We start from the raw sequence: 26,917 nt of genomic DNA on the forward strand, positions 1-26,917 counted from the left end.
TCCCCAGCTGAAAAAGATGCAGCTGGGGATTAATACTTAAAAGCTTATTTTATAACGATGCTAATGCAGTATTTAATGTCGCACTTGGACGCATTGCTTTACTAGCCAAATCATCATTTGGATGATAATAGCCACCAATTTCCTGCGCTTTACCTTGAGAGCTGATTAACTCTTCTGTAATTTTCGCTTCGTTCTCAGTTAATGCTTTTGCCAAAGGCGCAAATCTTGCTTGCAACTCGGCATCCTTCGTTTGTGCGGCTAATGCCTCTGCCCAATATAAGGCCAAATAAAAGTGGGAGCCACGGTTATCAATTGTTCCCAATTTTCTACCTGGCGATTTATCTGTAGCTAAGAACTTCGCATTTGCTTCATCCAGAGCATCAGCTAAAACCTGTGCTTTGCTATTATTTTGTGTTTGCGATAAATGTTCTAATGAAGCTTGTAAAGCCAAAAACTCTCCTAAAGAATCCCAACGGAGGTAACCCTCGTGGATAAACTGCTCGATATGTTTCGGAGCAGAACCACCCGCACCAGTTTCAAACAAACCACCACCATTCATTAAAGGAACGATAGATAACATTTTTGCAGAAGTTCCTAATTCCAAAATAGGGAATAAATCTGTTAAATAATCCCTTAAAACATTACCAGTAACCGAGATAGTATCTTCGCCTTTACGAATACGCTCTAAAGTAAACTTCGTAGCCTCAATTGGCGCAAGAATGCGAATATCCAAACCTTCGGTATCGTGATCTTTTAGATATTTATTCACTTTAGCGATGATTTCCCGATCATGCGCCCTGTTTTCGTCTAACCAGAAAACAGCAGGGGTTTCAGATAAACGAGCTCTGTTAACCGCTAATTTCACCCAATCCTGAATGGGTGCATCTTTAGTTTGGCACATGCGGAAAATATCTCCGGTTGAAACTTTTTGATCAAAGAAAACTTTTCCATCAGCATCAGTAACGCGAATTGTTCCGTTAGCGGTAGCCTGGAAAGTTTTGTCGTGCGATCCATATTCCTCTGCCTTTTGGGCCATTAAACCCACATTTGGTACCGAACCCATTGTGGTAACATCAAAAGCACCGTTTGCTTTACAATCATCAATTGTTGCAGTATAAACACCAGCGTACGAACGATCTGGAATCAGTGCAATTGTATCTTCAGGTTTCCCTTCTTTATTCCACATTTGTCCCGAAGTACGAATCATTGCAGGCATAGAAGCATCAACAATCACATCACTTGGCACATGTAAGTTTGTAATTCCTTTATCAGAATTTACCATGGCCAAAGCCGGACCATTTTCAATTGCCGCAGCTAAAGCAGCCTCAACTTCCGCTTGTTGTGGATTGCCTGCAATTTTTGCATAAACGTCGCCCAAACCATTGCGGGTATCAACATTCAATGCTTTAAAAAGATCAGCATATTTAGTGAATACATCAGCAAAATAAACTTCAACAATGGCACCGAAAATAATCGGATCAGAAACCTTCATCATTGTAGCTTTTAAGTGTGCAGATAACAACACACCCGCAGCTTTTGCTTCTTTAATTTCTTTGGCAACAAAAGCTTTAAGGGCTGATAAACTCAAAGCTGATGAGTCGATCACCTCTCCTGCTTTTAACGGAGATAAACCTTTTAATTCGGTTATCGCACCATCTTCGGCCACGAATTCAATTTTAAACTGAGCAGCTTCTGAAACTGTGGTCGATTTTTCTGATCCGTAGAAATCGCCTTCAGTCATGCTGGCTACTTTAGTTTTCGAATCTGCAGACCACTTACCCATTGAATGAGGATTTTGTTTTGCATAATTCTTAACTGCCTTTGGTGCTCTCCGATCAGAATTCCCTTCACGTAAAACGGGATTAACCGCAGAACCTAAAACCTTTGAATATTTCGCTTTGATGGTTTTTTCTTCTTCAGTTTGTGCGTTATCGGGATAGTTCGGTAATGCATAACCCTGCGATTGCAGTTCAGTAATGGCATCTACCAATTGCGGAATTGATGCAGATATATTAGGTAATTTGATGATGTTCGCCTCCGGGGTTGTTGCCAATCCACCAAGTTCAGCCAATGCATCTCCAATTTTTTGATCGTCGTTTAAATACTCAGGAAAGTTTGCCAAAATTCTTCCTGCTAAAGAAATATCTCTGGTTTCTACATCAATACCTGCTGATGCGGTAAAAGCTTGTACAATAGGTAAAAGTGAATAAGTAGCCAACATTGGCGCCTCGTCGGTTTTGGTGTAGATAATTTTTGATGTATTTGACATGTTTAAATTGATTTTGCTTTAATAAGTTAAATATTATCTCGATTAAGATTGTAAACCGAGTTTTTTTAAATCGCCTAAAGATAAAATAATCGAATGAATTAAGGAACATTGTAATGTTATTTATAGCATCGATAAGAATGTGGAAACTATTTTTTCTAAAATGATCTAGTTAATGATTTTAGTTTTTTAACTTTCAATTTATCTACTGCAAAATGTTGCTTATTAACAACGGTTAAACCTCCTTGAACTTAATCTAAAATTGATGAAAACGAGATCTAAAACTTCCTTATTTTATCTTTTACTCCTGGTAATTTCATGCAAAGCAGAACTGGACAAAGGAAAATTGCTGCCTAACAAAGATGCTAAAAGTGTTTACGAAACGCTCTATGCCAAAAACAACTATGACGGACAAAGGATAGCTATCGAAGGATTTATAAGCATTCAAAACTGGAGACAAAGAGGCGACGAAATTTACTGTGAATTGGTTGATGAAAAGGGCGAGCACCTTCTTTTCATCAATATCAAAAGTGATGAAAAAAATTCTATCAACCTTGGCAAAACAGGAGATTCAGAAAAGAAAAATAATCTGCACTATGAAGATTATGATGAAAAAAAATCGTTCTCTATCGGTAATGATGGAAAGCATATTCCTTTAGCAAACAAAATCATACTATCCTTCGATATTGTTTATTCTAAATACAAAGAGACTGGTAAATATGTTGTAGTAGAGGTACCTGAAAAAACCAATGGCTTACCTTTTGAAAAATACATTAAAAAAGGAGACAAACAATTTCTATTTCAAACAGACAACATCAGAATTGATGAGTCAAAATAAAATTTCTACATTTACTTCAGTACTTCCCTCCAAAAATCAGCCCTAAATATTTTTATTATTTTACCCTAAATAACTGGTGTTAAATGAATATTCGTTGGTTGATAATGAACATCTCCAACTCATTTACGTTATTATTTAGAAAACATGTATTCAAAAACTTGGCTATTATAACTAATATGAGTGAGCAGACTTTAGAACAACTTTTTAATTCAGCAAATTTCACAGATGCATATGCTAAACTTTTAGCTGGCGAAAAACTTCCGAAAACGCTACAACCCCATCAAAAATCGCAAATATTTGATAATCTCTTCCGCGGTGAGCAATACGACATTATTTTGCATTTAATCAAGGATAAAACTATCGAAACAGATGTCTATGAGTTCGAAAATTTTGATGGAAGCATTTTTCAAACCGTAGTAAGGTATTTAAAAGCAGACGAAAAAGGTTTGGAGTTTTTCAAGGATTTCATCTCAAAATTCGACAATCTAAATGATGAAGTTTCAGCACAAACCTTGTTAGGCTATTTCTTTGAAAAGTTGGCACCTATTGAGCTGATTCAAATTTTAATTGATGCTGGTTGCGACGTGAATTTCAAAACCAATGCAGAAGAAAACTACATCCACCAGGTGGTAAAAAACAACCAAAAAAGATTTGATTTAAACGAAGAACAATTACATAACCTCCAAATAAGTTATCTCAATTTATTAATAAATGAAGGCCTAGAAGTCGATGCACAAAATATAGTGGAAAAAACTCCTTTAATAAATGCGGTTGAATCTAACAAAATACAATTTCTCTCATTCCTATTGGACAATGGAGCCAATCCAAACCATTTAGATAAAACAGGAAATTCGGCTTTCTTTTATGCAGTAACACATTTGCAAAGTATAAAGATGTACGATATCATGCGAGAATTTACACTACCGAATTTTGAGGTGGTAAATAAAAATCAAGTTACCTTATTGTTTGAGTATGTGAGAATGATGTACAATTCGGATACTGAATGTACATTTTTGATTAAATTGTTGGAAGATGGTGCAGATCTTTACCAGCCCTCCGTTTATTACAGTACTGAAACCACACCACTGGATTTAATTGCTGAAAAGCCTGCGGCAATTTTAGAAGCCGTTTTAGAAACCGGCAAAGTGGATGTGAATAGAAATGATAATAAAGGGAACAGTTTACTGCATAAAGTTTGTGCGCAAAACGTTAATTATGAACCTGAAAAAGCCAAAGAAATTTATCGAAAAGTAAAGCTATTAATTGAAAACGATGCTGCTATCACGGCAACAAATGACGAGGATAAAACTGCGTTGATGTTGGCTTCTGATGATAATTTAAAAATAAAAACAGTAGAATTGTTAATGAAAAACGCTCAATAATGTTAGAAGAATCGATACGAAACAGAGATTTTGCCAACACAATTACAGCACTTGCGAACGGTGAAAAATTGCCAGCTGATCTAAATATTCAGGTGAAAGCAATGCTGATTGAAATCTTGATTCAAAACAAGCAATTCGAAATCTTGGAATTGTTTGTACAACAAAAAATTATCGAAACCGATATTTATGAATACGACAGTTTCCAATATAGCTTCTTCGATGTTTTGTTCAATTACAGGGATATCGATGATGAAATAAATGTATTTTTTGACACGTTTATTAGTCATTTCACGAATATAAACGATGAGATAAAAGGTGAAACTTTACTAAGCTTCGCATTTCTTCGCGGTGCTACTTTAAGCTGTATCCAAAGCTTAGTTAATTATGGTTGCGACATTAATTTCATGAATCACGAGGATGAAAACATCATTCATCAATTGGTGAAAGCGAATGTACCACATGGGCTTGGCGGCGATGAATATATTCAACGAATGCATCACTATATCAATCCATTGGCTCAAATGGGATTAAATGTAGATGCGCCAAACATTAAAAACGAAACTGCATTAATTTCTGCGCTCAGGTTTCGAAAGCCATTTTTTATCGATGTACTTTTAGCCAATGGCGCCGATCCAAACCATGTTGATGATGATGGAAACAATGCATTTTACTATGCCATTGTCTGGAATCATGACCTTAATGCTTACTTGAAACTTAGCGAATATGCATCGCCCAATTTAAATGAGATAAACGGTGTGGGCCAAACCGCTTTGTTCAATTACATCACAGAAATTAATTTCGATAGTTTGGAAACCAACCAGGCCATCATTAAGCAGTTGATCAATGATGGTGCAGATTTACAAAAAGCATGTAATCGTTATGGAGAGCAAAAAACAGCTTTAGATATGGCTGCAGGGAAATCTGCAGAAATTATTCAAGCGATTTTAGACACAGGCATTGTTGATATCAATGCGCAAGATGAAAAAGGCAATACTTTATTGCATAAAGTTTGCGCATATAACGTAAATGACGATCATGATAAAGCTAAAGATACTTATCGTAAGGTGAAACTTTTGCTTGAAAATGGTGCCGATGCCAATATTACCAACGATGAAGATCAAACGCCAATGATGCTTGCATCAAATGATAATTACAAAATAAAAACAGTAGAACTTTTAATGAAACAAGCTTAATAGAAAAGAATTATGTCGATGTCATTTATAATTGCCTGCGAAAGCGGTAAACGAAAAATTGCCGAGCTTTTATTGGCCAACAAAGAAGTTGAAGTAGGTTATACCGATGAAAAGGGCAGAACTGCGCTGCACTATGCTGCTCACCGCGGCTATTTGGATTTAGTGCAGATCTTGATCAATGAGGGAGCTGATTTGGACTACGCAGATCACGCAGGTGAAACACCATTTTACTTCGCTTGCTTACAAAAGCAGAAACAAACGGCGCTGTATCTTTTAGATCAAGGCGCAAAAATCGACATTAACGATTATAAAGGAAACAGTCTGCTACACATTACCGCTCAAAACGGACAAATAGAGGTTTTGGAAAAACTATTGGAAAAAGGTTTGGAGGTTGATAAAGAAAACAACGAAGCGCAAACTGCCTTACTTATTGCTGCCAGTTGGCGAAATAAAGAAGTGGTACAAATGCTTTTAAACCATGGTGCCAATATCAACACCACAGATAAAGAAGGAGACTCACCTTTACTTTTTGCAGTAAAATCGAAAAATACGCCAATGGTAGAATTGATTTTGGAGAATGGTGGCAACATCAATCAAGTAAATCATCAGGGCGAATCTGCTTTATTAATTGCCTGTTACGATTCGAACAGAATGCTAACTAAAATTTTGGTCGATAAAGGTGCTGATGTTTTTGTGTCTTCAAAAAATGGCCTCTCTCCTATTTGGTACGCCTGTGCCAATAATCAGAAGGAAATTGTTGAGCTCTTTTTAAATAATGGTGTAAATGTAAATTATGCAAAGCCATTAACCAACAATGATGATTCGATGTATTCTTACCTCGAATGGGTAGAAACCGCTAACAATATTTCCATCTCGGCGAGTTTTTCTTTCAATAGTTCTTATGAATATGGTGGCGAAAGTATGCTACATGTTGCCGCTAAAAGTGGCCATTTAAATATGTTGAAATTGCTTTTAGAGAAGGGTGCCGATGTAAATATTCAAGATGAAAGCGGCAACACTGCTTTGCACTATGCATCTGCAAATGGAAAGAAAGATGTGGTAAAGTTTCTTCTGGAAAAAGCTGCCGATCCTACTATTGTAAATGTTAAGGAGCAAAAAGCGATTGATTATTCAAACATTAAAGGCTTTAATGAGATTACCGAATTATTATTAAAATTTGGACCATCAAACATTTCTCCGCAAGCCACTAAAACACCTGTACAAGAAACCGCTGAACCTGCCAAAAATGATATGGCAAGTAAAAAGCAAGCCTTGCTTGATTTGAAGGAATTGTTGGATGCTGGAATTTTATCGCAAGAAGAATTTGATGGTGAAAAGGCAAAGATTTTAAAGGGATAGTGATATTTGCTTTAGAGTTTGCAATAGTTAAAATCTTCAATAAAACATACAGTACAGTTGCCTCGATAAGTAAATAGCTTATCGAGGCAATACACTAAACCAGCACCGCCAAAACATCTGCTTTAATTTTCTGTTATATTTTTCGTGAAACACATCCCTTTCTCAAAAATACAGATTATGAAAAAACAGATTCTCTACACTACTTTATTTTCAGCCACAGTATTATTCGGCTGCCAATCTAACAAAACATCAGAAAAGCAGGGCGACTCCACCACGGTAAGCACAGAAAATCAACAGGTGAATTTACCAGCTCCAGATACAACAGCGGCTAAAAATAAATTTAGCAAAGTGATAGGTTGGCCAGAGAATAAAATGCCGACAGCACCCGAAGGATTTGTGGTAAGCAAATTCGCATCAAATATTAAAAGTCCGCGGAACACTTACATTGCTCCTAATGGTGATGTATTAATTGTGTTGAGCAACTCCGAACGCAGCACAAAAGAAAAAGTGGCAAATGCGGTTACTGGAAAAGCAAAATCTGAAGTCACTGGCGAAAGTGCCAATACCATTCTATTGTATCGCGATGCGGATAAAGACGGTGTTGCAGAATTGAAAACCACCTTCTTAACAGGTCTCAATCAACCTTACGGTGTAACCATCATTGGAAATTCATTCTATGTAGCCAATACCGATGGTCTTTTGCAATATCCATACAAAACTGGTGACACCAAAATTACGGGCACCGGTAAGAAAATTTTGAGCCTTCCAGCTGGCGGATATAATAACCACTGGACCAGAAATTTAATTGCCAATGCAGATAAAAGCAAAATCTATATTACTGTAGGTTCTGGTAGCAACGTTGGCGAAAACGGAATGGAAAATGAGGTAAAAAGAGCAAATATTTTAGAAATAAATCCTGATGGTACAGGGGAAAAAATTTACGCAAGTGGTTTACGTAACCCTGTTGGTGTAGATTGGGCACCTGGCACCAACATGTTATGGACTGCAGTTAATGAGCGTGATGGTTTGGGCGACGATTTGGTTCCTGATTATATTACCAGCGTAAAACCAGGTGGTTTTTACGGATGGCCTTATGCATACTTCGGTCAAAATGAAGACCCAAGGTTGAAAGGGCAAAAGCCAGAATTGGTGAAGAAAACAATCGTGCCAGATGTGGCAGTTGGTTCGCATACGGCTTCATTAGGATTGGCATTTTATAAGAGCACTAAATTTCCTTCTAAATACCAGGGAGGTGCATTTGTAGGTCAGCATGGTTCTTGGAACCGTTCGGCTTTAGCAGGCTACAAGGTAATTTTTGTTCCGTTTAAGGATGGTAAACCTATAGGCAAACCAGAAGATTTTTTAACAGGTTTTATCGCTGATGTAGATAAAGCAGAAGTTTATGGAAGACCAGTTGGCGTAACCCAAACACCAGATGGTGCAATTTTAGTTGCTGATGATGTGAGCGGTGTAGTTTGGAAGGTTGCAGCAAAGTAATTTAAGTATTGATCTTCACTTCGCAGATTAAAGTTCTACATTAGGGCTTTATCTGCGAATTGCTTTTTATTCCAAATCATCACGTATTGAAATCGTTTCTATTTTTAATTTTAGTAGTTTTTATCTTAAAAGTTGGTGCACAAAATATTCCAATTGATACCGCTAAAAAACTTGAAGAAGTTGTTGTAAAAGGCTACTACAATAAGCAGCCCTTGTTAAGATCAGTTTCAGCGGTAAATTTACTCGATAGCAACCAACTGAAAAACCAGCAACATTCTTCGCTGGTAAGTGCATTCAATTCCGTTACCGGTGTACGGATGGAAGAAAGATCGCCTGGCAGTTATCGCTTATCGCTACGCGGAAGTTTATTGCGATCACCTTTTGGGATCAGGAACATCAAAATTTATCTAGACGAAATTCCACTCACAGATGCAGGAGGAAATACCTATTTAAATTCAATTGATCCTTTGGCTTTGCAATCAGTTGAAATTTACAAAGGGCCTGAAGCTAATATCTTTGGCGCCAATACAGGCGGAGCAGTATTAATTTCTTCAACTGATGAAAATACAAATAAGGTTAACGCAACAGTTACTGCCGGGTCTTATGGATTATTTCATCAAACTGCTCAAGTTCAGCATCAATTTAAAAAATACAGTTTCAGTATTTTCCAGGGTTATCAACGGAGCGATGGATATCGAGAAAATAGCGACATGAGCCGGAAATACTTTCAAACGGCACATCAATTAGATTACAATAAGGGAAGCTTAAAACTTTTTGCATTTTACAGCGACTTAAATTACAATACTCCTGGCGGACTTACCTTTCAGCAGCTGGAGCAAAACCCCAGATCGGCAAGACCCGCAACAGCCACATTACCCGGAGCGATTGCCCAAAAAGCAGGTATATTCAATAAATCAACGCTAGCCGGCCTTACCAATAGCTATCAAATTGCACCAAAATTTAAACATGTCATTTCCCTTTTCACCTCATACACCGATTTCAAAAACCCATTTATAACCAACTATGAAAAACGTTATGAAAGTACATTAGGATTGAGAACTTTCGTTGAATATGCCGAATCGGAAAAAGATGTTAAATGGAATGCACAGCTTGGTGCTGAAACTGCTAAAACTAAAACACAAATTAAAAATTTTGACAATAGCGCAGGCGAGCCTTCCAATCTGCAAGCATTCGACCGGTTAAAAGCGAACCAGGATTTTGCCTTTGCCAGGATAAATTTTGACATTAAGAGAAAACTTTTGTTGGAGCTGGCTACAAGTATTAATTTCTTCAATTATAAATACGAAAGCGTTTTCCCAATTCCTATTGAAGTACAAAAACGCAAATTCCGTAACCAGGTAATGCCAAAAATTGCAGCCTCCTATTTATTAAGTAAGTCAGTTTCGTTAAGAGCATCCGTTAGCAAAGGTTATTCGCCACCTACTATTGCCGAAGTTCGGGCCTCAGACAACAACATAAATAATAACCTCCAAGCCGAGCTAGGCTGGAATTATGAAGCTGGTTTGCGCTTTAACAGTAAAAACAACCGCTTTTATGCGAATGCAAATATTTTTCAGTTCGAGTTACAAGATGCCATTGTAAGAAGATTGAATGCAAATGATACGGAATACTTTATTAACGCTGGAGGAACCAAACAGCAAGGCGTTGAATTGGAAACATCACTTTGGGTTTGGAAAAGCGATATTTCACTGGTTAGCGGCATTCAATTTAGAAGCAATTATACTTACAACCATTTCAGATTTAGGGATTTTCAGAATGGAAATTTAAATTTTTCTGGCAACAGATTGACCGGAGTGCCTGCGAATGTACTGGTGAGCAGTTTGCTGATGGAGTTCAAAAAGAGAATTTATCTTTTTGCTCAGCATAACTATACTTCCGCCATACCGCTTAACGATAGCAATGCTGCTTTTGCAGAGAAATATAACCTCGTAGAAATAAAAACTGGCATCAATAAATTAAAAATTGGAAAACTCGATTCAGATCTTTTTGTAGGAATTAATAACCTGTTTAACCAAAAATATAGTTTAGGAAATGATTTAAACGCAGTAGGTAACCGATTTTACAACCCAGCCGCTGGGATAAATTTCTATATCGGCACCGCTTTAAAACTCTAGTTGCAAATTAAAATTGAAATGCCGATTTGCTAAGCTCAGCATTTCAGTTTTCTTTATGCTAATTGGCTATTTCTATTTCTTGTACCACTAACTCACTTACTACTATATCGGTGGTAAATCTTTTTGAACCATCTTTTGCTTCATAACTTCCTGTTTGCAACCTACCTTCAACGGTAATCTTAGTTCCCTTTTTAATTTGGGCTAAAGCCAATTCTGCTTTAGCATTCCAGAAGGTAAGATTGAACCATTGCGTTTTTTTCACTTCCTCGCCTGAGGAATTTTTGAAATACTCATTAACAGCTAAGTTAACTTTTGCTAGTTTTTGATTTCCTGATAAATTTTTGAAGTCTGCATCTGCTCCTGCAAATCCGCTTAATACTACTTTGTTAATTGCACTTTCCATGATAATAAAATTTAAGTATTGATGTTTAACGAACAATAGTCACCACGACTACCGACAGAACAAAGGTGAGAAGGTGCTCAAAAGTTATTCGGTTTTTAAATAATTATAGTCGGTTATAAACGCTTAAAAACGGATAAATGTCAATAGAAATCAATCGAAATGGATTATTTATTTAGGTAAAATGTAATTAATTAGTATTTTTAAAACATCATCCCGTAATAAACTTAACAAATTATTATGGACCGCTCCTGTTTAGATTGTGGCAAACCTCTTGTAGGTAGGGCCGATAAAAAATTTTGCGACGATGCTTGCAGAAATAATTATAATAATCACACCAAAAGTGATGATACGATTGTAATTAAGAAGATTAACCTGATTTTAAAAAAAAATCGAACCATTTTAGCCTCACTCAATCCAAACGGCAAAGTAAAAACCATGAAAAAGAAACTGGCATCGGCTGGTTTTAATTTCGAATACCATACCCATACTTACCAAACCCAAACTGGCAATACTTATCATTTTTGTTATGAGTATGGCTTTTTATTTTTGAGCGAAGAGGAACTTCTGTTAGTAAAACGCGAAGAAAAGTTGTGGTTATCTTAAGCTCTTAATTTAATAATCCAATCAAATATTCAGATATGGCAACAGTAAATGTTTACCTCACTTTTGATGGCAATTGCGAAGATGCGTTCAATTTCTACCGCTCCGTTTTTGGGGGCGATTTTACATACATTGGCAAATTTAACGAGATGCCCCAACAAGAAGGACAACCCGCTAGGAACGAAGCGGATGGCAACAAAGTGATGCATGTTATGCTTCCAATAAGTAAAGAAACTTGTTTAATGGGTAGCGATACGGGTGGCGAATGGGCAGCGAGCTTTAAACAGGGCAACAATTATTCTATATCTATAAATGCAGAAAGCAAAGCGGAAGCCGATAAACTTTTTGAAGGACTATCTGCGGATGGACAAATAACCATGCTAATGAATCATACTTTTTGGGGTGCTTATTTTGGGATGTTTACTGATCAATTTGGCATTAATTGGATGGTGAATTTTGATGAGAACCCAATGTAACAAATAAGAAGGCTTTAATAACAACTGATAAATTCAAGTAGGTAACTCAAATAACCTATACTATGCATAAAAAATTAATCAAATTTTCTATTTTAATGGTTACCATATTAATCGCTAATATCAATATAATCTTAGCTCAGAATGGTACTACTAAACAAAATCCTCGAACATCAGATGCATTCTATAACCGAGGCAATAAATATTATGAGGATCAGAAATATGATCTGGCCATTGCCGATTACACCAAAGCAATAGCGCTTAATCCTAAATTTTTAGATGCTTATTTAAGCCGTGGTGTTTGTTACAAGAAAAAAGAGCAGTATACTGAGGCATTTGCAGACTATGCAAAAGTTATCCAATTGAACCCAAAAGAACCTGCCGTTTATAAAAATCAGGGTATCATTTACGAAATTCAAAAGAATTATGAATTGGCCGTTATAAATTATACAAAAGCTATTGAATTGGGCGGTAAACAATACCCAGAGTTATACGTTTTTCGGGGTAATATTTATTTTGATTTGGAAAAGCCTGACTTAGCACTTGCCGATTATCAAATGTCCATTAAGTTATTGCCCAAAGATGCCACTGGATATAATAATGTTGGTTATGTATACAGCACTAAGGAGAACTTTAGCCAGGCTATTACATACTATACAAAAGCAATAGAAATTGACCCAAAATATCTTTTGGCTTATACTGGTCGTGCCTATTGTTATGACGCCATCGGCAACACCAAATTAGCAGATCTAGATCGGAAAAAATATAGCGATTTGGGTGGCAAAATTTCGGCCACATCCGCAAACACAAAACGTTCTATTTATCCACAGGGAACTTTTGATGCAGCGCTTGCTCAATCAGCATTAAGCCGCGGTTTATCTAGAATTGAAGGTAGAGCTTGTTCAAAAATTGATAATCGAATATTTACAGCTGCAGGTACTAAAGTCATACTATTCCCTGTTACGCCGTATCTGCAAGAATGGTATGCACTAAGGGAAAAGAAAGAAGGTAAAAAAGCATCGGTTTATATGTCAAAAGAAGCGAATAAATACGCTATTGAGGCATTTACTGATGGGGATGGAAGATTTGCCTTCGAAGGATTAAAACCGGGAAAATATTTTATCCAGATGATCCATAATTTTAATCAACTAAAAACCAACCGAGTTTACACTGGGTCGAATAACAATGGCCAGGTAATAACAAATTATTATCAAGATCAGGATTATGTAGTTGAGCGAAGTGAGCGTGTAGAAAGATTTGTTGAGATTAAAAAAGATGGTGAAATTAAAAAAATAGGATTATCAAAAGGTTTAATTAAAGGATGTGATTGGTAATTACCGCCCCAATCTAATTTTTTGTATGCTCTTTCCAGTGATCTGTAGTAAAAGAATAATATTCGCCCTGCATAAGAATAAACAAGCTAATGAGCGTAATTAATTTATATATTTTTAATTCAGCTAAATCGGTATTGTAATCAGACCTTTTGAAAACACAAATGTAACTAACAAGTTAAGTACAAATGAATCTTAAATGTTTTGCATTTGGTTTAGTGGAAGAAAAACCAAACAGATCGAATTAAAAACTACCAACAATAAGGGTTTTGCTTCTGGCGGGTTCATTACTAAATTCAATGGCAATGCTTCGATTGAACTTTTGTGCAAAGTTGAAGATTTTTGCTTCCCAGCAGTCAGGCAGGGATTGCCCACCATCGCAAAGTCCTGAAAAGTTAGCGGTAATTGCGAACAAGCAAATACACGAAGCTCAGCTTGTATTTTTGCTTCGGGGCCAGGGATGATCGCCAATACCAATGTCTGCATGTTAGCCATCACTTTATAATCATCAATAAAAACGTAAAAAACCGAACAATAATGATAACAACCATAACCAAACTATTCTGCACTTTATCTTTAATATTCTTTGGCTTGAATGTATCTGGTCAAGACAAAGAGGATGTTAAAATCAGTAAAAATATGAAGGAAGCATTGGCAGAACGCTATAAGAACGACAGCCATTACGCTTATATTCAAAGAGAATATTACAAAAAAGAAGAGTGGAAAAAATCTTGGGTGGGCGTAAAATATTCAGAGTTAATTAAAAAATGGGGTGCTCCGTCTCGGTCTTTCCCCGATGGCGATGGTGGAACGGTTTCCGTTTATGAAAACATAAGCAGTTATATCGCTGGTATTTACGAACCTGGGTATATCAAGACAGCTACTAATGGATATGGACAAACGGTAGTGACAGGCAGTAAAAATACGATAGATAGTCGCCATCTTGTTACCAATACAGAAACCACAACCGTTTACGTTGGGAAAAACAATATCATCACAAAAATAGACTGGAGTTATAAAAGCAATTAACCTATTAAATAACGTAAAAATGCTTATAAAAATCTTATCAGTTATTGGCTTTGTAATAGTTGCTACCGCTGCACAATCACAAGAAAAATACTTTGAAATTGTTTTAACCAAAGACGCCTATGGTTTGATGATAAAACCACTTAACAACAAAAAGGAAGTGGTATTACCGTATACAGGGAAATCACAAAAACAACTAATGCTCGCCATCCATCAGTATTTAAAAGAAAGGCCTAGGTTAAAAATAGAAAGTGAAAATAGCGACTATTTATATTATCGAGACTTTGCAACAATTTGTACGATGGAAAAGTGTATGGCAGATTTGGTTGCCCTTACTTACGTTAATATTGTGCCTCAAAATGGGGAGGTAAAGGTAAATCTAGGCATCACATCAAAAATATACTCTAGTATTTTCAATGCCAAACTGAACATCAATCCAGATGATATTGTGGTATCTGAAAATGATGTTCCTTTTAACGAATATGTTTTTGTGCAGGCTTCGAACCAAAAAAAATCTTCTATATACCAAACTGTTAGAGAGCTAAAACTGGCTTATCCAGAAAGCATTTTTGATGCACAAGGGAAAATAGTAAATCCGATGAATAAAGCGACTATCGAAAATTTTTACAGTGGCTATGTGATAGATTTGAAAAATTACCTGGATAAAAATTTGAAGTAATGTTACAAAACTTAGCTAACTAAGAAATAACAGCGAACGGAAAGCTTGCATCAGACGGCATGAATTGAAAAATCAGAGACTTTTAAATTAAACCTTAAGCTGCAACTTTAAACACCAAACAAAAATGAAATATACAACTCTCTCTAAAACCCTCACAACACTAATGTTTACACTGCTAATATCTTTGGCAGGTTTTGGACAACAAAGTAAACCAATAAATTATTTGGGTACCAAAAACACAATAATGTTTGATAATGTGGCTTATCATTTGGCTTGGAGCGCTCACCCATCAGGCAACTATTATAAGCAAGAATATTTAAAACAAGATGACAAAATAGAGAAGTTTAAAAGATTAATTATAGTTGAGGCCTTAACAGGGATGACAAAAATTAATGATGTTGTTGCTGCAAAAGTTGCTGACCTAAAAAAAATGAAAGAAACCAATCCTATTGTGAATTATGAAATATTTGAAAAAAATGGTGAAGTGATTCTCGATTTTTTGGTCAGTACAAATACACCAGACGGGAAATATTTAAGCATAGTAGAAAGAAATGTTTATCGGTATAAATCAATTACAGAAAAGAATGGGCAAAACTGTGTTTTGCTTTTTGCTGTGAGTGATAGGGCTTATGGAAAAGACGCTAACAACTTTATTCTAAAACTTAAAGCACATAGAGTTGAATTAATAAATTTAGCAGGGAAATTTCAACTACCTGAAATAACAATAAATAAATAGATATGGATAAAATTGAAATACCCCTGAATAAAACAAAACTGATATTCAGTGTAGCATTTACATTTTTAGTTGTGTTAACGGGAATTTGGCTTTTTATTGAGGCCGAAGAAACAGCTAAAACTACCGTTTTCCTTTTGTTCCAAAACCCAATGTTAAATCGACTTGTTAGTGTATTAGTGGTTCTAGTGTTTGCCTGGCTTACCTTTTACGGAGCAAAAAAAATCTTTAACAATAAAATCGGCCTTATCATTGATGACAATGGAGTTACGGACAATTCTGGAATTTTAAGCATTGGGTTTATTAATTGGAATGAGATAACAGAAATAAAGACGGCAACCTACGAAAATTCAAAATTTCTGCTTGTTTTTGTTAAAGATCCAGCTATTGCTTTAAACAATGCAAAAGGAATAAAGAAAAAAATGATGGAAGGGAATATGAATAATTACGGAACACCGCTTTCGATAAGTCCGAATACTTTGAAATGCAATTTTGATGAGTTAGAAAAGTTATTACAAGAACGCTTGAAAGAAAAAACAAACTAAAAAAAATTGGCCACAAAATTCAATCATTGAATCTAACTTGATAACAATGGAAACGATCAAACCTGAAACTATTCATACGGCATTTACACAAACATTTTTTCATGGAACCAAGGCCGATTTAAAACTTGGCGACTTCATAAAAGTTGGCTTGAATTCCAATTACGGCAAGCAAACAGAAGCCAGATACATTTATTTATCCGCTACGTTAGATGCAGCGGTTTGGGGAGCCGAACTTGCTTTAGGTGATGGAAAAGAAAGGATTTATTTGGTAGAACCAACCGGTTCTATTGAAGATGATCCAAATTTAACTGATAAAAAATTCAAGGGAAATCCAACTAAATCTTATCGTTCTAAACATCCCTTTAAAGTGGTTGGAGAGGTTACCACTTGGCAAAGCCATCCAAAAGAGCAGGTTGCGGCAATGAAAACAGCGTTGGCTGCTTTAAAGGAAAAGGGAATAGATGCTATTGAAGATTAGTTTGCACATTGTTCCTTAACTAATTATTTCCCTTTCGGGATTTAATAACATCATTACACAAAACGATAATAATATCTGTCAGTCATTTTTGTCAAATGGCAATTCTTGTGAACCTTGATTTATCTATCTTGCACACATGAAACAACTTTTTGATTTTATCTTGAGATTTGGCAACCTGAACCAACAACAAATTGATTTCATTGCGTCAAAATTGTTGGTAGTCGAAATCAAAAAGGATGATTATTTCTCCGAAGCTGGCAAAATTTCCCGACAGGTAGGTTTTATTACAGAGGGTATTTTAAGAGTTTGCTATTACAATAATAAGGGCGAAGAAGTAACCAAATACTTCATTGAAGAAAACAATCTGGTGGTAGATTTAGAAAGTTTTGATAATCAAATTTGTTCCAGCGCTTACGTACAGGCAGTAACCGATTGTAAAATGATGGTTTTTGAGAGAAAAGACTGGTTAGAACTCCTACAAACCATTGTGGGTTGGGATACCATCGTACATAAAATTATTGCAAGAGCGCTGATGTTAAAAGTAGAGCGACGAAGTCCATTGGTATCAGAAGACGGTACAACCCGTTATTTAAAATTTATGGAAATTTACCCAACATTAGTTAACCGCGTACCGCTTTCCTATATTGCCTCCTACCTTGGCATAACCCAATCATCACTAAGTAGGATAAGAAAAAATATACGATAGCTACTTTTTGCCAAATGGCAAATGATTTCATCAATAAAACCTGCAGTTTTACATCATCAAATTAAAAAAGATAAAAATGAAATCAGCATTAATTACAGGAGCAAACAGAAGCATAGGATTGGAAACTGTTAAACAGTTATCTCAACAAGGAATATTTGTTTATTTAGGAAGTCGCTCCCTTCAAAAAGGAGAAGCAATAGCAAATGAACTTGCTGAAAAGGGCTTTCAAAACATTAAGGCCATCGAAATAGATGTTTTAGATACAGATTCTATTATTGCGGCTAAAAATCTCATCGAAAATGAACAGGGCAAATTGGATATTTTGATCAATAATGCCGGCATTCTTGGTGTAAGCCCACAAACAGCCACAGAAACTTCAATTTCGGAAATCAAAGATGTTTTCGATACCAATTTTTTTGGTGTGATTCAGGTTACACAAGCATTTTTACCACTCCTTAAAAAATCGGATAGTCCGAGGATTAGCAACATTACATCTGGTCTTGGATCATTAACCCTTCATAGCGACCCAACTTGGAAATACTATCCGGTAAAAACTGCAGCATACGGTACCTCCAAAGCTGCTTTAAATGCCTACACAATTGTATTGGCTTACGAGTTGAAAGACTTGCCTTTCAAAGTAAATGTAATTGATCCAGGTTATACTGCTACCGACTTTAACCATCATAATGGGCCAGGTACAGTAGAAAGCGCAGCAAGTTTTATTGTTAAACATACCCTTACCGATGAAGATGAACCAACTGGTCAGTTTTACAGTAATGATATTGAAGATGAAACAGGCATAAGCCCCTGGTAAACATCATTTAGTGATGGTTTTGCGTCCAATAGTAGGTGTAACTATTGGACTTTTTATTTTCTTAAGTTCTCTGCATTTTTCTTAACCATCACAATTTTCCATTTTGCACTAAAGATAATTTGACTAATTTTATTTGCAATCTAATCACTATTGCAACCAAATAAAAATGAGCACCACGACTAAAAAGCTATCCGAAGAACAGCGTAACGAACTATTAAATATTTTAAAACAACGCTTCGAAAAGAACATGAATAGACATGAAGGTTTATCATGGGCAGATGTTATATCGAAGCTTGATGCACAACCTGAAAAATTATGGTCGCTTAATGAAATGGAAGTTACTAGCGGTGAGCCAGATATTATTGGTTATGATGAAGAAACTGGCGAGTTTCTTTATGTTGATTGTGCTGCTGAAAGCCCTAAAGCAAGAAGAAGTTTGTGTTACGATTTAAAAGCCTGGGAATCGAGAAAAGAAAACAAGCCACAAAACAATGCGATGGATGTAGCCAGCGAAATGGGAATAGAATTACTAACCGAAGAGCAATATCGCCGATTACAAGAATTGGGCAATTTCGATTTAAAAACCTCCAGTTGGATTAAAACGCCAGAAGAGATCAGAAAACTTGGTGGCGCCCTATTTTGCGATAGGCGATACAACAAAGTTTTTACCTACCACAACGGAGCAGAATCATACTATGCTGCCAGAGGATTTCGTGGCTTGTTGAGGGTTTAAAAGTATAATTTGTCGCAACCACCAATAAAATTTGCCATTTTTACACTATCTATTTATTTACGATTGGTTGTAATTTCAGCTATCAAATTAAGCAAAGAATGAGCAACGTTAACCCAGAAATAGACCAATACATCGCTAACTTTCCGACAGAAACCCAGGAAAAACTACAGCTAGTTAGAGAAACCATAAAGGAAGCCGCCCCAGAAGCCAAAGAAAAAATTAGTTACGCCATTCCTACCTTCGATTTGTATGGAAACCTGGTGCATTATGCAGGTTATAAAAACCATATAGGCTTTTATCCGGGAAACGGCGGCATTGAAGCTTTTAAGGAGGAAATCTCAAACTACAAAAGCGCAAAAGGGTCAGTTCAATTTCCTCTAGATAAACCCTTACCTTTGGATTTAATTAGCAGAATAACCAAGTTTAGCGTTATCCAAAATTTGGCAAAAGCAAAGCTAAAATCTAAAAAATAAACTGAGTGGCACTTAATGGATTTATTTAATACCAATAGAGATCCCGATCAAAATTTATTGCCTCATAGTGGTACCGTAAATTATTTCGGCAAGTTATTTACGCCTGAAATTGCCAACGAATATTTTAACGAGTTAATGCACACCATCGAGTGGAAAAATGACGAAGCTTTTATTATGGGCAAACACATTATTACCAAACGAAAGGTAGCTTGGTATGGCGATGAGGGTTACGCTTACACCTATTCAAATGCCACTAAACATGCGCTTCCATGGACTAATTCTTTATTGGAGCTTAAAGCCATTGCAGAACAAAAAACAGGCACCAAATTTAATTCGTGCCTGTTAAACTTGTACCATAATGGCGATGAAGGAATGGCCTACCACAGCGATGATGAAAAAACTTTGGGAAAAAATACCGCCATCGCCTCTATGAGTTTTGGTGCCGAGAGAAGATTTTTATTTAAGCATAAGCAGACCAAAGAAACGATCACCACTTTTTTGGAACACGGCAGTTTATTGGTGATGAAAGACGAAACCCAAACCTTTTGGTTACACCGCTTACCGCCGAGCAAAAAAGTAACTAAACCCCGAATCAATTTGACCTTTAGAACGATGGTTGTTTAATGAATCATCTGATAAAAACTTTCTAGTTGTTTATTTCATCAGATGAAACCATTAAAGACTTAGTGTTTAAATTCTCTGATGTCTACAATGCGGTCATCATCGGGGTTTGCTTTCAAAAACGAAGTGCCGCGACTGTTTTTCTCCCAGCTATAATTTTGTTGAATCTCTCTCACCATAGTTTCAGAGTTTAACACCTTTGCAGGAACTGGTAAAGTCATAGTTTCACCCGTTAAATAATTTACCTGGTATAACCCTTTATCAACTGCGAAAACAAGTGTCGATTTATCAGCAGAATATAAAATGAAGTTACCCTGAATCAGTTCTGATGGATTTTGTCTTTTAATAGGATAAACCTTTCCACGCACAGTAGCCACCACAAAATCGTTATTTACCACTACCGTTGTCCGGGTGATTTCTTCCAAACCTTTGGCAAAATCTTTATCCTTAGCCCCTTTTGAAGGCATTGATAATGCTACCGCCATTGGTAACCCATCTTTAAGTGTGATGATATAGAATGGCGATATTTTTCCGGCACCATCTGCTATTTGTACCAACACTGCAGTTTTTTGTGAGTTGATAAATCGGGCATCCTGATATTTTTTGGCCAGAGGTTTCGATCCATCTTGAATGTATAACGCAGTATCTTTTAATTTAACCGTAAAGCCACCAGAGCTATCCGGATTCTTATCGTAAACATCTTCGATAGCCAAAATCTTATCCTTAAATTTGGGAAATTCATTAAAATCATCTTGATCAGCAAATGCTTTTGATGTTAGGGTTTTTTCGAGCCCTCCGCCCGTACAGCCAAATAAAATAACCGATAGAAAAAGAGCAAATAGTGTGTTTTTCATAAAAAGGAATAGCTTTAATTTTTTGGCTAATTTATCATCTTTTGTTGCTTTAAAATTAAAACCCAATGAATTAAATTTCTGATTAACAAAAAAAATACATGATTGCATTCTATTGAAAACTAACTAAATTTAGAAAAATGAGTGTTACGATAGAAACAGAAAGACTAATTCTTCGCGAATTGCAAGAAACTGATGCACAAGGAATGTTTGACTTAGACAGCGACCCTGCCGTACATCAGTTTTTAGGCAACAAACCAGTGTTGACCCCCGAACAAAGTTTGGCCGATATCGCCTACATTCAGCAGCAGTATATTGAAAACGGCATTGGCCGTTGGGCAGTAATTGAAAAAGATTCCAATCAATTTGTGGGCTGGAGCGGTTTAAAATTAATTAAAGAAACTTATAATAACCATTGCAATTATTATGACCTCGGTTATCGTTTCATCAAGAAATTTTGGGGTAAAGGCTATGCTACTGAATCTGCTCAAGCATCGATGAAATACGGCTTTGATATCTTAAAACTAAACGAAATTATTGGTATTGCCGATATAGAAAATATAGCTTCAATAAAAGTTTTAGAAAAGTTGGGCTTGCAAAAAATCAACATTTTCGATTACCATGGGAGAGCACATCACTGGTTGAAAGTGGAAAAATCTGAACAGAACTGAAGTTTTTTAAGTAAGCGGAAGGTAACTTGACCTCTCGTCTAAAAAAATCTTCCTCGAGCGATCAATTCCTTACCATTTCCAATTTAAATCTTCCTGATATTGTACATTCACTTTTTTGGCAAGCTCAATTAAATCATTCCTCAATTCGCTAACATTATTTAGTTCACTTTTTGGAATGATTAATCCTTCAAATTTTAATTTAATAAAGAAATAATTCTGAGTTTCATCGATAGAACTAATTTGAGCTAAGAACACATTAGATTGCCCAGCAACGCTTTCGTTATGTAAGTGAGTATCCGTAACTTTCAACTTTACTTCCTTAAAAAATCTACTCTCATACACCTTTACTTTCTTTTTATAATAGTGAAAATAATGTTTTCTCATCCTACCCGAATGAAAAAATGTAATGATTGCCAAAATACAAACAAGCACTAAAGCCATCAGCATTTCTTCTTTCCAAACGAGAAATCCAATGATAATGGAAATAATAAACAAATAGGCTAGCCAAGTTCTGAGGATGATTTGTTTTAGTTTTCCTTCCTTTTTGAAGAAGTACAGATTGGCCTGTAAAAAATCCTCTTCTTTTAAAATATATTTAATGTCAATCACTGTTTTTTATTTATGATAAGCGCTTTTAAGGGTATAATTAAAAATTGTTCAAACCAACCCGTATCAGCTCAAAATTAATTAATCTCTCTATAGTTTAAAATTATAAGGCAGTGAATTTTAGATATTCAGCTGGAACATACACAAATTCTTGACAGCTATTCGGATTAGCAGGGCTTATCATTTTTCAGCCGTTTGTTGGGCAACCCTAAAGCAACGACATCAACTGTAATCTTTGCGCAGTATGGTTTTACAAATTCTTGCCTCAAAGGTAGAATCCAGCTTTCTTAAACCAAACAATATTAATTGCGCAACTATGATCTTGGTTTAGTTTTTGATGTCAATTTTGAAAAATAAAAATCCATGAAAAATTTACTTATTTGTTGCCTGGTGGTGTGCCTATTTAGTGCTTGTTTAGAAAAATTTGACCAAAATAAATTGACTCAAACCAAATGGGAACTCACTGAACTACCAGGTTTAACTTTACCAACCACAACAAAGGCAACTTTAAACTTCGGCGACAGTTTAAAAGTAACTGGCAAATCTTTTTGCAATAACTATGGCGGTAAGGCAGAGGTAGTTGATAATAAAATTATGCTTAAAAATTTATTTAGCACCAAAATGTTTTGTCAGGAAACCGACGCTGCTGAGCGTGCTTATTTACAAGCAATTAATCAGGTTAATGCCGCAAAAATTGAAAATAATCAACTTACCTTATCAAACGGTACACAAAAGCTGTTGGTTTTTAGTAAAATAGATTAGCAACATTTTAAATATTCAAAAGCCCGAAATGAACCTTTTTTAGTATTTTCGGGCTTTTAGTTTTTATATTGAAACAATGCCATTAAAAATCAACCTGGATTTTAAGTTCTTTTTTGCTACTGCTAGAAATGCTTTTTCTTTGTTTCAAAAAAACGACCCATTACGTTTAGCAGGAGCAACCGCATTTTTCACCAACTTTGCGCTCCCTCCTATTTTGATTATTTTAATTAGGTTGTTTGGGATGTTTACCGATAGACGAATGTTGGCAACTAACCTATTTGAGCGTTTGGCAAACATTCTTGATGATGACAGTATCCAACAAATCAGATCAACCTTGAGAAACATTCGGGGAGTAGATCAAGCCTGGTATATTACGCTTTTCAGCTTTATTTTTTTTCTTTTCGTGGCCACTACTCTTTTCAACGTGATCAAAAATTCGCTGGAACAAATTTGGAACATAGGGCAGAAAGACAAAAAAGGAGTTTTAAGTACTTTAAAGTCTCGGGCAATTTCTATGATTATTATCCTATTGGCGGGCATTCTTTTTTTATCGGCCTACTTGCCGATAGTGTTCAAGCCATTATAGGTGCTTATTTAAAAACCAATTCACCTTCATTCGGATTGATTTTAACTTCAATTTTAAATCAGATTGTATTTGTAATTATCGTTACAACCTGGTTTACCATGCTGTTTCGGTATTTAACCAATGGAAGGCCAACATGGAAAGCGGCATTGTCTGGTGGTTTACTTACAGGCTGCTTATTTACTGCAGGAAAATACATTTTACGCATTTTGTTGCCGCTAAGCAACATCAGTAACATTTATGGCTCTGCAGGGTCGCTCATTGTAATTATGCTGTTTGTATTTTATTCTTCCTTGATTTTTTACTTCGGAGCATCTTACATAAAGGCTTTAAGCATTGGTCGAGAAACACCGATTATTCCAAAAAATGGCTCTTACGCTTACGAGTTAACAGAAGTGGATACAGAAAAACCGGAATAAAAAAAAGCAAATCTTTCGATTTGCTTTCTTACATGGGATGCTTTTTACTAGAATAATCTGTAACCAAGGCCTACAGTAAACAAATTTAACTTCGTTCCTGGATAACCTGATTTGTTAATTTTTGACAAACCAAGTTCGTACCTCGCTTCCAAACTAAGCTTCTTTATATCTACTCCAGCTCCAAATTGCCAAGCCAAAGCCTGATTTTTAAAATCGGCTCTAAATACGCTTCCCGCAGCTTGACCGAAACTCTGGTTTTCATCAATAATTAAAGAGAACATTGGCCCGGTGTTTAATCTAACGCCAATACCAGCAGCGCCGAACTTTGTACCTACTAACAAAGGCACATCTAAGCTTGTGAAGCGAACTTTGTTTACCTCTCCCGTTGCATCGCTAATTAAATCAGCTTTCTTGCCCGATAAATACAGTTCTGGTTGAAAATGGATTCCCGCTGCACCAATCCTGGCCCAAACTCCGCCATAAAATCCAGCACGGTTATCACTGCTAAAAGTATTCTCCGAATCAAACTTGGAAAAGTTAGCTCCTGCTTTTAAACCAAACTGAAATGAGGGTAAAATTTGCGCACTTGCAAAAAAGCATACCATTAAGAATGCTGCTGTTAAAGATAAAAATTTCATAATAGGGATGATTTAGAGTTCTTAGCTTGTTGCGTTGTTAATAGCTTCTTGTTCTTTCAAAGCGTCAACATTGTTTTTATTGCCAAAATTTTCTGTTTTGTTAGCGAAGTAGTCTAAAATAGATACAATCGTATCCAAATTGTCTGCCAGTCTCTGATGCATATCACCAGCATCTTTTTCTAACCTTGTATCGCCAAGTTCAATATTATCAACTTCAATTTTACCGATCTTTTGAATAAGTGCCTGTTGCGAATTTTGTAAATCCTCAAGTTCACGCACAATCTTTTCCATTAATTCAAACTTCTTTAAAGTATTCATAGCTTTTGATTTTATACTGTTTCCTAATAAACCCCTACCTGTCCATTTTGTTTTTATTCAATTTATTTGGAATTACAAAAAACAACTAATAAATTAGTTTAAAACTTTTCAAGTATGAAAAAATTTATTTTGGTTGCTGTCGGATTGATGTTTAATATCATTGTTTTCGGTCAACAACTGGCGTTAGATAAAGACAAACTATTTGATTTCTATCAAAATCAACGTTATGCGGAAGCTGCGGAATACCTTAAACAGAATTACGGTGAAAATACCGACGACTTGAAAGCCTTAACTCAAATGGGTTATTGTTTTTTGATGGCAGGTAATAATGTGGAGGCAGAAAAATATTATTTAAAGGCCAATTCACTGCAATCTAAAAGTTTGCCTATCCTTTTTAATCTGGCCAGCATTAATAACCGAAGAGGCAATACCGATAAAGCAAAACAGTATTATGGCGAAATTGTGGAAATTGATAGCAATAATTTTATCGTTTACAAGCTTTTGGCTAACCTGTACAACTCTAATAAAGACTCGTTAAAGCGTGTTTATTTATTAAAGGCAAATAAACTCATGCCTACTGATGGCGATGTTGCCGTAGATCTGGCAGAAGTTCATGCCTTATATCAAGATTACGGAAAAGCTTACGAGGTTTTAAATGTTGCGATTAAAGCCGATAATGAAAATTTTGTTTTACAGAGAACGAAACTGCCAATAGCTAATTATCTGAAAAAATATGATGAGGTAATTGTTGCGGGCGAAGCACTATTAAAGATTGGACCAGACGCTGCAGTGATAAAAGATGTGGCAAAAGCTTATTACTTCACCAAAAAATATGATAAAGCAGTTGCGTTGTTTACCCAATTGGAGAAAATGCAGATGCAAAATGAAAACACTTTATACTTTACAACGCTATGTTATCGCTATTTAAAAAACTTTAAAATGGCAGCAATTTATGCTAGGAAAACAATTGAGGAGGGCATTTCGCCCAATATCCCTAACTATTACGCACTATTAGGTTTGGCTTACGAAGAGAACCAGCAATACTCATTGGCAAATGCTGCTTATAAAAAAGGGCTTTTTTTTGATACCAACCCTACTTTGTATTATCGCCTTGCGATACTGTATGATACAAAATTAAAACAGGTTAAAACAGCCAAAAATTATTATAAACTTTATTTAAAAAGCAAACCCGATGTTAAGATAGACGGGCAGGAAATTAAATTTGCACAGGCAAGGATTGAGCAAATGGATTTAACTAAATAAGATCTTCGAAGACCGGCTTTACATGATCCCAAAATTCATCTAAAGCAATAATACGAGGTTTAAAGAAGGAAATAAGATCTGGCCAATGCTGTTGGTTGAAAACACTTACAGCGGTTAATGAAGTATAAATTTGACTTACCGTTTTGCCATAATCGTCGGTAAAATCCTTTGCCCAATCCCATTCCTCATTCATGGTATTAGTAAACATCAGTTTAAATTCTTCAAACTGTTCGAAAATCAAATGCCTGATGTCGGGATCGGAATGGGTAAGCTGAATGGCAATAATCGCTTGGTTGTTGGTCACATCCATTTTAAAGAAGATGTTTTTTACACCAGTTTTGTAATTCACCCAATGTACAGTAGATCCGCTTGCCGATGGAACAGGTTTCATATACTGCCCAAAGCTGATCCAAAATTGTTGCCTTAACCTCGCTGCCTCTTCTTTGCTATACATATTAAATTTATACTGCTGCTACAATCGAAATTATCGTTTATGAAGCAACAGCCTGCAATATTAAAGC

General features: G+C 35.9%; 30 protein-coding genes and 1 pseudogene. 23 read left to right on the plus strand and 8 right to left on the minus strand.

From position 1 onward, the window contains the following. Positions 1-49: 49 nt before the first annotated feature. On the minus strand, positions 50-2,269 hold the full coding sequence (locus ACZZZK_RS07475; protein ID WP_463483594.1) for an NADP-dependent isocitrate dehydrogenase: 2,220 nt from the start codon (positions 2,267-2,269) through the stop codon (positions 50-52). Between the two features lie 262 nt (positions 2,270-2,531). On the opposite strand from ACZZZK_RS07475, the gene ACZZZK_RS07480 reads away from it, so the two are divergent. The 6 genes from ACZZZK_RS07480 to ACZZZK_RS07505 all read left to right on the plus strand — a co-directional run bounded on the left by ACZZZK_RS07480 (position 2,532) and on the right by ACZZZK_RS07505 (position 10,670). Beyond that, positions 2,532-3,104 carry a hypothetical protein gene (locus ACZZZK_RS07480; RefSeq protein WP_463483595.1) on the plus strand — a complete coding sequence of 191 codons (573 nt, stop codon included), beginning with the start codon at positions 2,532-2,534 and terminating at the stop codon, positions 3,102-3,104. Between the two features lie 176 nt (positions 3,105-3,280). After that, positions 3,281-4,486 (plus strand): ankyrin repeat domain-containing protein, encoded by a 1,206-nt coding sequence (locus ACZZZK_RS07485; RefSeq protein ID WP_463483596.1) that lies wholly within the window; start codon positions 3,281-3,283, stop codon positions 4,484-4,486. Continuing rightward, positions 4,486-5,679: an ankyrin repeat domain-containing protein gene (locus ACZZZK_RS07490; RefSeq protein ID WP_463483597.1), complete on the plus strand. Its 1,194-nt coding sequence runs from the start codon at positions 4,486-4,488 to the stop codon at positions 5,677-5,679. The genes ACZZZK_RS07485 and ACZZZK_RS07490 overlap by 1 nt, the downstream gene beginning before the upstream one ends. 18 nt (positions 5,680-5,697) lie before the next feature. Further along, positions 5,698-7,038, plus strand: a complete 1,341-nt coding sequence (locus ACZZZK_RS07495; protein ID WP_463483598.1) for an ankyrin repeat domain-containing protein — start codon at positions 5,698-5,700, stop codon at positions 7,036-7,038. A 177-nt stretch (positions 7,039-7,215) separates the two neighbouring features. Then, positions 7,216-8,535: a PQQ-dependent sugar dehydrogenase gene (locus ACZZZK_RS07500; RefSeq protein WP_463483599.1), complete on the plus strand. Its 1,320-nt coding sequence runs from the start codon at positions 7,216-7,218 to the stop codon at positions 8,533-8,535. An 86-nt stretch (positions 8,536-8,621) separates the two neighbouring features. Continuing rightward, a complete protein-coding gene (locus tag ACZZZK_RS07505; protein WP_463483600.1) occupies positions 8,622-10,670 on the plus strand; it encodes a TonB-dependent receptor in 2,049 nt (682 codons plus the stop codon). 58 nt (positions 10,671-10,728) lie between these two features. Here ACZZZK_RS07505 and ACZZZK_RS07510 read toward each other — a convergent pair whose 3' ends face one another. Next, positions 10,729-11,073 (minus strand): single-stranded DNA-binding protein, encoded by a 345-nt coding sequence (locus tag ACZZZK_RS07510; protein ID WP_463483601.1) that lies wholly within the window; start codon positions 11,071-11,073, stop codon positions 10,729-10,731. A gap of 237 nt (positions 11,074-11,310) precedes the next feature. On the opposite strand from ACZZZK_RS07510, the gene ACZZZK_RS07515 reads away from it, so the two are divergent. The 3 genes from ACZZZK_RS07515 to ACZZZK_RS07525 all read left to right on the plus strand — a co-directional run bounded on the left by ACZZZK_RS07515 (position 11,311) and on the right by ACZZZK_RS07525 (position 13,480). Further along, positions 11,311-11,676 (plus strand): hypothetical protein, encoded by a 366-nt coding sequence (locus ACZZZK_RS07515; protein ID WP_463483602.1) that lies wholly within the window; start codon positions 11,311-11,313, stop codon positions 11,674-11,676. 35 nt (positions 11,677-11,711) lie between these two features. After that, positions 11,712-12,149: a VOC family protein gene (locus ACZZZK_RS07520; RefSeq protein ID WP_463483603.1), complete on the plus strand. Its 438-nt coding sequence runs from the start codon at positions 11,712-11,714 to the stop codon at positions 12,147-12,149. Positions 12,150-12,211: 62 nt separating this feature from the next. Beyond that, on the plus strand, positions 12,212-13,480 hold the full coding sequence (locus ACZZZK_RS07525; protein ID WP_463483604.1) for a tetratricopeptide repeat protein: 1,269 nt from the start codon (positions 12,212-12,214) through the stop codon (positions 13,478-13,480). A gap of 192 nt (positions 13,481-13,672) precedes the next feature. On the opposite strand, the gene ACZZZK_RS07530 is transcribed toward ACZZZK_RS07525, so the two are convergent. Continuing rightward, positions 13,673-13,972: a hypothetical protein gene (locus tag ACZZZK_RS07530; protein WP_463483605.1), complete on the minus strand. Its 300-nt coding sequence runs from the start codon at positions 13,970-13,972 to the stop codon at positions 13,673-13,675. A gap of 42 nt (positions 13,973-14,014) precedes the next feature. Between ACZZZK_RS07530 and ACZZZK_RS07535 the strand changes: the two genes are divergently transcribed. The 10 genes from ACZZZK_RS07535 (at position 14,015) to ACZZZK_RS07580 (ending at position 20,288) form a co-directional block, all read left to right on the plus strand. Further along, the gene (locus ACZZZK_RS07535) at positions 14,015-14,506 is read left to right on the plus strand and encodes a hypothetical protein (RefSeq protein ID WP_463483606.1); all 492 of its coding nucleotides are present in this window, start codon (positions 14,015-14,017) and stop codon (positions 14,504-14,506) included. A gap of 19 nt (positions 14,507-14,525) precedes the next feature. After that, complete coding sequence (locus ACZZZK_RS07540) at positions 14,526-15,182, plus strand: hypothetical protein (protein ID WP_463483607.1); 657 nt, start codon at positions 14,526-14,528, stop codon at positions 15,180-15,182. A gap of 124 nt (positions 15,183-15,306) precedes the next feature. Then, positions 15,307-15,918, plus strand: coding sequence for a hypothetical protein (locus ACZZZK_RS07545; protein WP_463483608.1), 612 nt, complete (start codon positions 15,307-15,309; stop codon positions 15,916-15,918). Between the two features lie 2 nt (positions 15,919-15,920). Then, a complete protein-coding gene (locus tag ACZZZK_RS07550; RefSeq protein ID WP_463483609.1) occupies positions 15,921-16,460 on the plus strand; it encodes an STM3941 family protein in 540 nt (179 codons plus the stop codon). 46 nt (positions 16,461-16,506) lie between these two features. Continuing rightward, positions 16,507-16,938, plus strand: coding sequence for an NAD(+)--rifampin ADP-ribosyltransferase (gene arr / locus ACZZZK_RS07555; RefSeq protein ID WP_463483610.1), 432 nt, complete (start codon positions 16,507-16,509; stop codon positions 16,936-16,938). A gap of 136 nt (positions 16,939-17,074) precedes the next feature. After that, the gene (locus tag ACZZZK_RS07560; RefSeq protein WP_463483611.1) at positions 17,075-17,644 is read left to right on the plus strand and encodes a Crp/Fnr family transcriptional regulator; all 570 of its coding nucleotides are present in this window, start codon (positions 17,075-17,077) and stop codon (positions 17,642-17,644) included. 76 nt (positions 17,645-17,720) lie between these two features. Then, the gene (locus ACZZZK_RS07565; protein ID WP_463483612.1) at positions 17,721-18,458 is read left to right on the plus strand and encodes an SDR family oxidoreductase; all 738 of its coding nucleotides are present in this window, start codon (positions 17,721-17,723) and stop codon (positions 18,456-18,458) included. Between the two features lie 166 nt (positions 18,459-18,624). Beyond that, entirely contained in the window at positions 18,625-19,191 is a 567-nt protein-coding gene (locus tag ACZZZK_RS07570) for a DUF4256 domain-containing protein (protein WP_463483613.1), read from the plus strand. 98 nt (positions 19,192-19,289) lie between these two features. After that, entirely contained in the window at positions 19,290-19,664 is a 375-nt protein-coding gene (locus ACZZZK_RS07575) for an iron chaperone (protein WP_463483614.1), read from the plus strand. 15 nt (positions 19,665-19,679) lie between these two features. Continuing rightward, positions 19,680-20,288, plus strand: a complete 609-nt coding sequence (locus ACZZZK_RS07580; protein ID WP_463483615.1) for an alpha-ketoglutarate-dependent dioxygenase AlkB family protein — start codon at positions 19,680-19,682, stop codon at positions 20,286-20,288. A gap of 59 nt (positions 20,289-20,347) precedes the next feature. Here the strand turns inward: ACZZZK_RS07580 and ACZZZK_RS07585 are convergent, their stop codons facing one another. Then, positions 20,348-21,139, minus strand: coding sequence for a hypothetical protein (locus ACZZZK_RS07585; protein ID WP_463483616.1), 792 nt, complete (start codon positions 21,137-21,139; stop codon positions 20,348-20,350). 137 nt (positions 21,140-21,276) lie between these two features. Here ACZZZK_RS07585 and ACZZZK_RS07590 point away from each other — a divergent pair, with 137 nt between their 5' ends. Next, a complete protein-coding gene (locus tag ACZZZK_RS07590; protein ID WP_463483617.1) occupies positions 21,277-21,807 on the plus strand; it encodes a GNAT family N-acetyltransferase in 531 nt (176 codons plus the stop codon). A gap of 69 nt (positions 21,808-21,876) precedes the next feature. On the opposite strand, the gene ACZZZK_RS07595 is transcribed toward ACZZZK_RS07590, so the two are convergent. Then, a complete protein-coding gene (locus ACZZZK_RS07595) occupies positions 21,877-22,416 on the minus strand; it encodes a hypothetical protein (protein ID WP_463483618.1) in 540 nt (179 codons plus the stop codon). Positions 22,417-22,776: 360 nt separating this feature from the next. Between ACZZZK_RS07595 and ACZZZK_RS07600 the strand changes: the two genes are divergently transcribed. Both ACZZZK_RS07600 and ACZZZK_RS07605 read left to right on the plus strand, forming a co-directional pair. Beyond that, positions 22,777-23,175 carry an META domain-containing protein gene (locus ACZZZK_RS07600; RefSeq protein ID WP_082455125.1) on the plus strand — a complete coding sequence of 133 codons (399 nt, stop codon included), beginning with the start codon at positions 22,777-22,779 and terminating at the stop codon, positions 23,173-23,175. Positions 23,176-23,251: 76 nt separating this feature from the next. Beyond that, positions 23,252-24,177 (plus strand): annotated as a pseudogene (locus tag ACZZZK_RS07605) (YihY/virulence factor BrkB family protein). Between the two features lie 47 nt (positions 24,178-24,224). Here the strand turns inward: ACZZZK_RS07605 and ACZZZK_RS07610 are convergent. Further along, positions 24,225-24,815: a porin family protein gene (locus tag ACZZZK_RS07610; protein WP_463483619.1), complete on the minus strand. Its 591-nt coding sequence runs from the start codon at positions 24,813-24,815 to the stop codon at positions 24,225-24,227. 21 nt (positions 24,816-24,836) lie between these two features. After that, positions 24,837-25,133, minus strand: coding sequence for a hypothetical protein (locus ACZZZK_RS07615; protein ID WP_056851817.1), 297 nt, complete (start codon positions 25,131-25,133; stop codon positions 24,837-24,839). A 114-nt stretch (positions 25,134-25,247) separates the two neighbouring features. Between ACZZZK_RS07615 and ACZZZK_RS07620 the strand changes: the two genes are divergently transcribed. Beyond that, on the plus strand, positions 25,248-26,396 hold the full coding sequence (locus ACZZZK_RS07620) for a tetratricopeptide repeat protein (protein ID WP_463483620.1): 1,149 nt from the start codon (positions 25,248-25,250) through the stop codon (positions 26,394-26,396). Here ACZZZK_RS07620 and ACZZZK_RS07625 read toward each other — a convergent pair. Next, on the minus strand, positions 26,389-26,850 hold the full coding sequence (locus tag ACZZZK_RS07625) for a DUF4268 domain-containing protein (RefSeq protein WP_463483621.1): 462 nt from the start codon (positions 26,848-26,850) through the stop codon (positions 26,389-26,391). The genes ACZZZK_RS07620 and ACZZZK_RS07625 overlap by 8 nt on opposite strands. Positions 26,851-26,917: the final 67 nt, after the last annotated feature.

It is taken from the genome of Pedobacter sp. AC163, from assembly GCF_979258665.1.

Bases quoted from the DNA above. Each gene is read 5' to 3' on its own strand.
- ACZZZK_RS07475 (WP_463483594.1), bottom strand. From the start codon at position 2,269: ATGTCAAATACATCAAAAATTATCTACACCAAAACCGACGAGGCGCCA.
- ACZZZK_RS07480 (WP_463483595.1), top strand. From the start codon at position 2,532: ATGAAAACGAGATCTAAAACTTCCTTATTTTATCTTTTACTCCTGGTA.
- ACZZZK_RS07485 (WP_463483596.1), top strand. From the start codon at position 3,281: ATGAGTGAGCAGACTTTAGAACAACTTTTTAATTCAGCAAATTTCACA.
- ACZZZK_RS07490 (WP_463483597.1), top strand. From the start codon at position 4,486: ATGTTAGAAGAATCGATACGAAACAGAGATTTTGCCAACACAATTACA.
- ACZZZK_RS07495 (WP_463483598.1), top strand. From the start codon at position 5,698: ATGTCATTTATAATTGCCTGCGAAAGCGGTAAACGAAAAATTGCCGAG.
- ACZZZK_RS07500 (WP_463483599.1), top strand. From the start codon at position 7,216: ATGAAAAAACAGATTCTCTACACTACTTTATTTTCAGCCACAGTATTA.
- ACZZZK_RS07510 (WP_463483601.1), bottom strand. From the start codon at position 11,073: ATGGAAAGTGCAATTAACAAAGTAGTATTAAGCGGATTTGCAGGAGCA.
- ACZZZK_RS07515 (WP_463483602.1), top strand. From the start codon at position 11,311: ATGGACCGCTCCTGTTTAGATTGTGGCAAACCTCTTGTAGGTAGGGCC.
- ACZZZK_RS07520 (WP_463483603.1), top strand. From the start codon at position 11,712: ATGGCAACAGTAAATGTTTACCTCACTTTTGATGGCAATTGCGAAGAT.
- ACZZZK_RS07525 (WP_463483604.1), top strand. From the start codon at position 12,212: ATGCATAAAAAATTAATCAAATTTTCTATTTTAATGGTTACCATATTA.
- ACZZZK_RS07530 (WP_463483605.1), bottom strand. From the start codon at position 13,972: ATGGCTAACATGCAGACATTGGTATTGGCGATCATCCCTGGCCCCGAA.
- ACZZZK_RS07535 (WP_463483606.1), top strand. From the start codon at position 14,015: ATGATAACAACCATAACCAAACTATTCTGCACTTTATCTTTAATATTC.
- ACZZZK_RS07540 (WP_463483607.1), top strand. From the start codon at position 14,526: ATGCTTATAAAAATCTTATCAGTTATTGGCTTTGTAATAGTTGCTACC.
- ACZZZK_RS07545 (WP_463483608.1), top strand. From the start codon at position 15,307: ATGAAATATACAACTCTCTCTAAAACCCTCACAACACTAATGTTTACA.
- ACZZZK_RS07550 (WP_463483609.1), top strand. From the start codon at position 15,921: ATGGATAAAATTGAAATACCCCTGAATAAAACAAAACTGATATTCAGT.
- arr (WP_463483610.1), top strand. From the start codon at position 16,507: ATGGAAACGATCAAACCTGAAACTATTCATACGGCATTTACACAAACA.
- ACZZZK_RS07560 (WP_463483611.1), top strand. From the start codon at position 17,075: ATGAAACAACTTTTTGATTTTATCTTGAGATTTGGCAACCTGAACCAA.
- ACZZZK_RS07565 (WP_463483612.1), top strand. From the start codon at position 17,721: ATGAAATCAGCATTAATTACAGGAGCAAACAGAAGCATAGGATTGGAA.
- ACZZZK_RS07570 (WP_463483613.1), top strand. From the start codon at position 18,625: ATGAGCACCACGACTAAAAAGCTATCCGAAGAACAGCGTAACGAACTA.
- ACZZZK_RS07575 (WP_463483614.1), top strand. From the start codon at position 19,290: ATGAGCAACGTTAACCCAGAAATAGACCAATACATCGCTAACTTTCCG.
- ACZZZK_RS07580 (WP_463483615.1), top strand. From the start codon at position 19,680: ATGGATTTATTTAATACCAATAGAGATCCCGATCAAAATTTATTGCCT.
- ACZZZK_RS07585 (WP_463483616.1), bottom strand. From the start codon at position 21,139: ATGAAAAACACACTATTTGCTCTTTTTCTATCGGTTATTTTATTTGGC.
- ACZZZK_RS07590 (WP_463483617.1), top strand. From the start codon at position 21,277: ATGAGTGTTACGATAGAAACAGAAAGACTAATTCTTCGCGAATTGCAA.
- ACZZZK_RS07600 (WP_082455125.1), top strand. From the start codon at position 22,777: ATGAAAAATTTACTTATTTGTTGCCTGGTGGTGTGCCTATTTAGTGCT.
- ACZZZK_RS07610 (WP_463483619.1), bottom strand. From the start codon at position 24,815: ATGAAATTTTTATCTTTAACAGCAGCATTCTTAATGGTATGCTTTTTT.
- ACZZZK_RS07615 (WP_056851817.1), bottom strand. From the start codon at position 25,133: ATGAATACTTTAAAGAAGTTTGAATTAATGGAAAAGATTGTGCGTGAA.
- ACZZZK_RS07620 (WP_463483620.1), top strand. From the start codon at position 25,248: ATGAAAAAATTTATTTTGGTTGCTGTCGGATTGATGTTTAATATCATT.
- ACZZZK_RS07625 (WP_463483621.1), bottom strand. From the start codon at position 26,850: ATGTATAGCAAAGAAGAGGCAGCGAGGTTAAGGCAACAATTTTGGATC.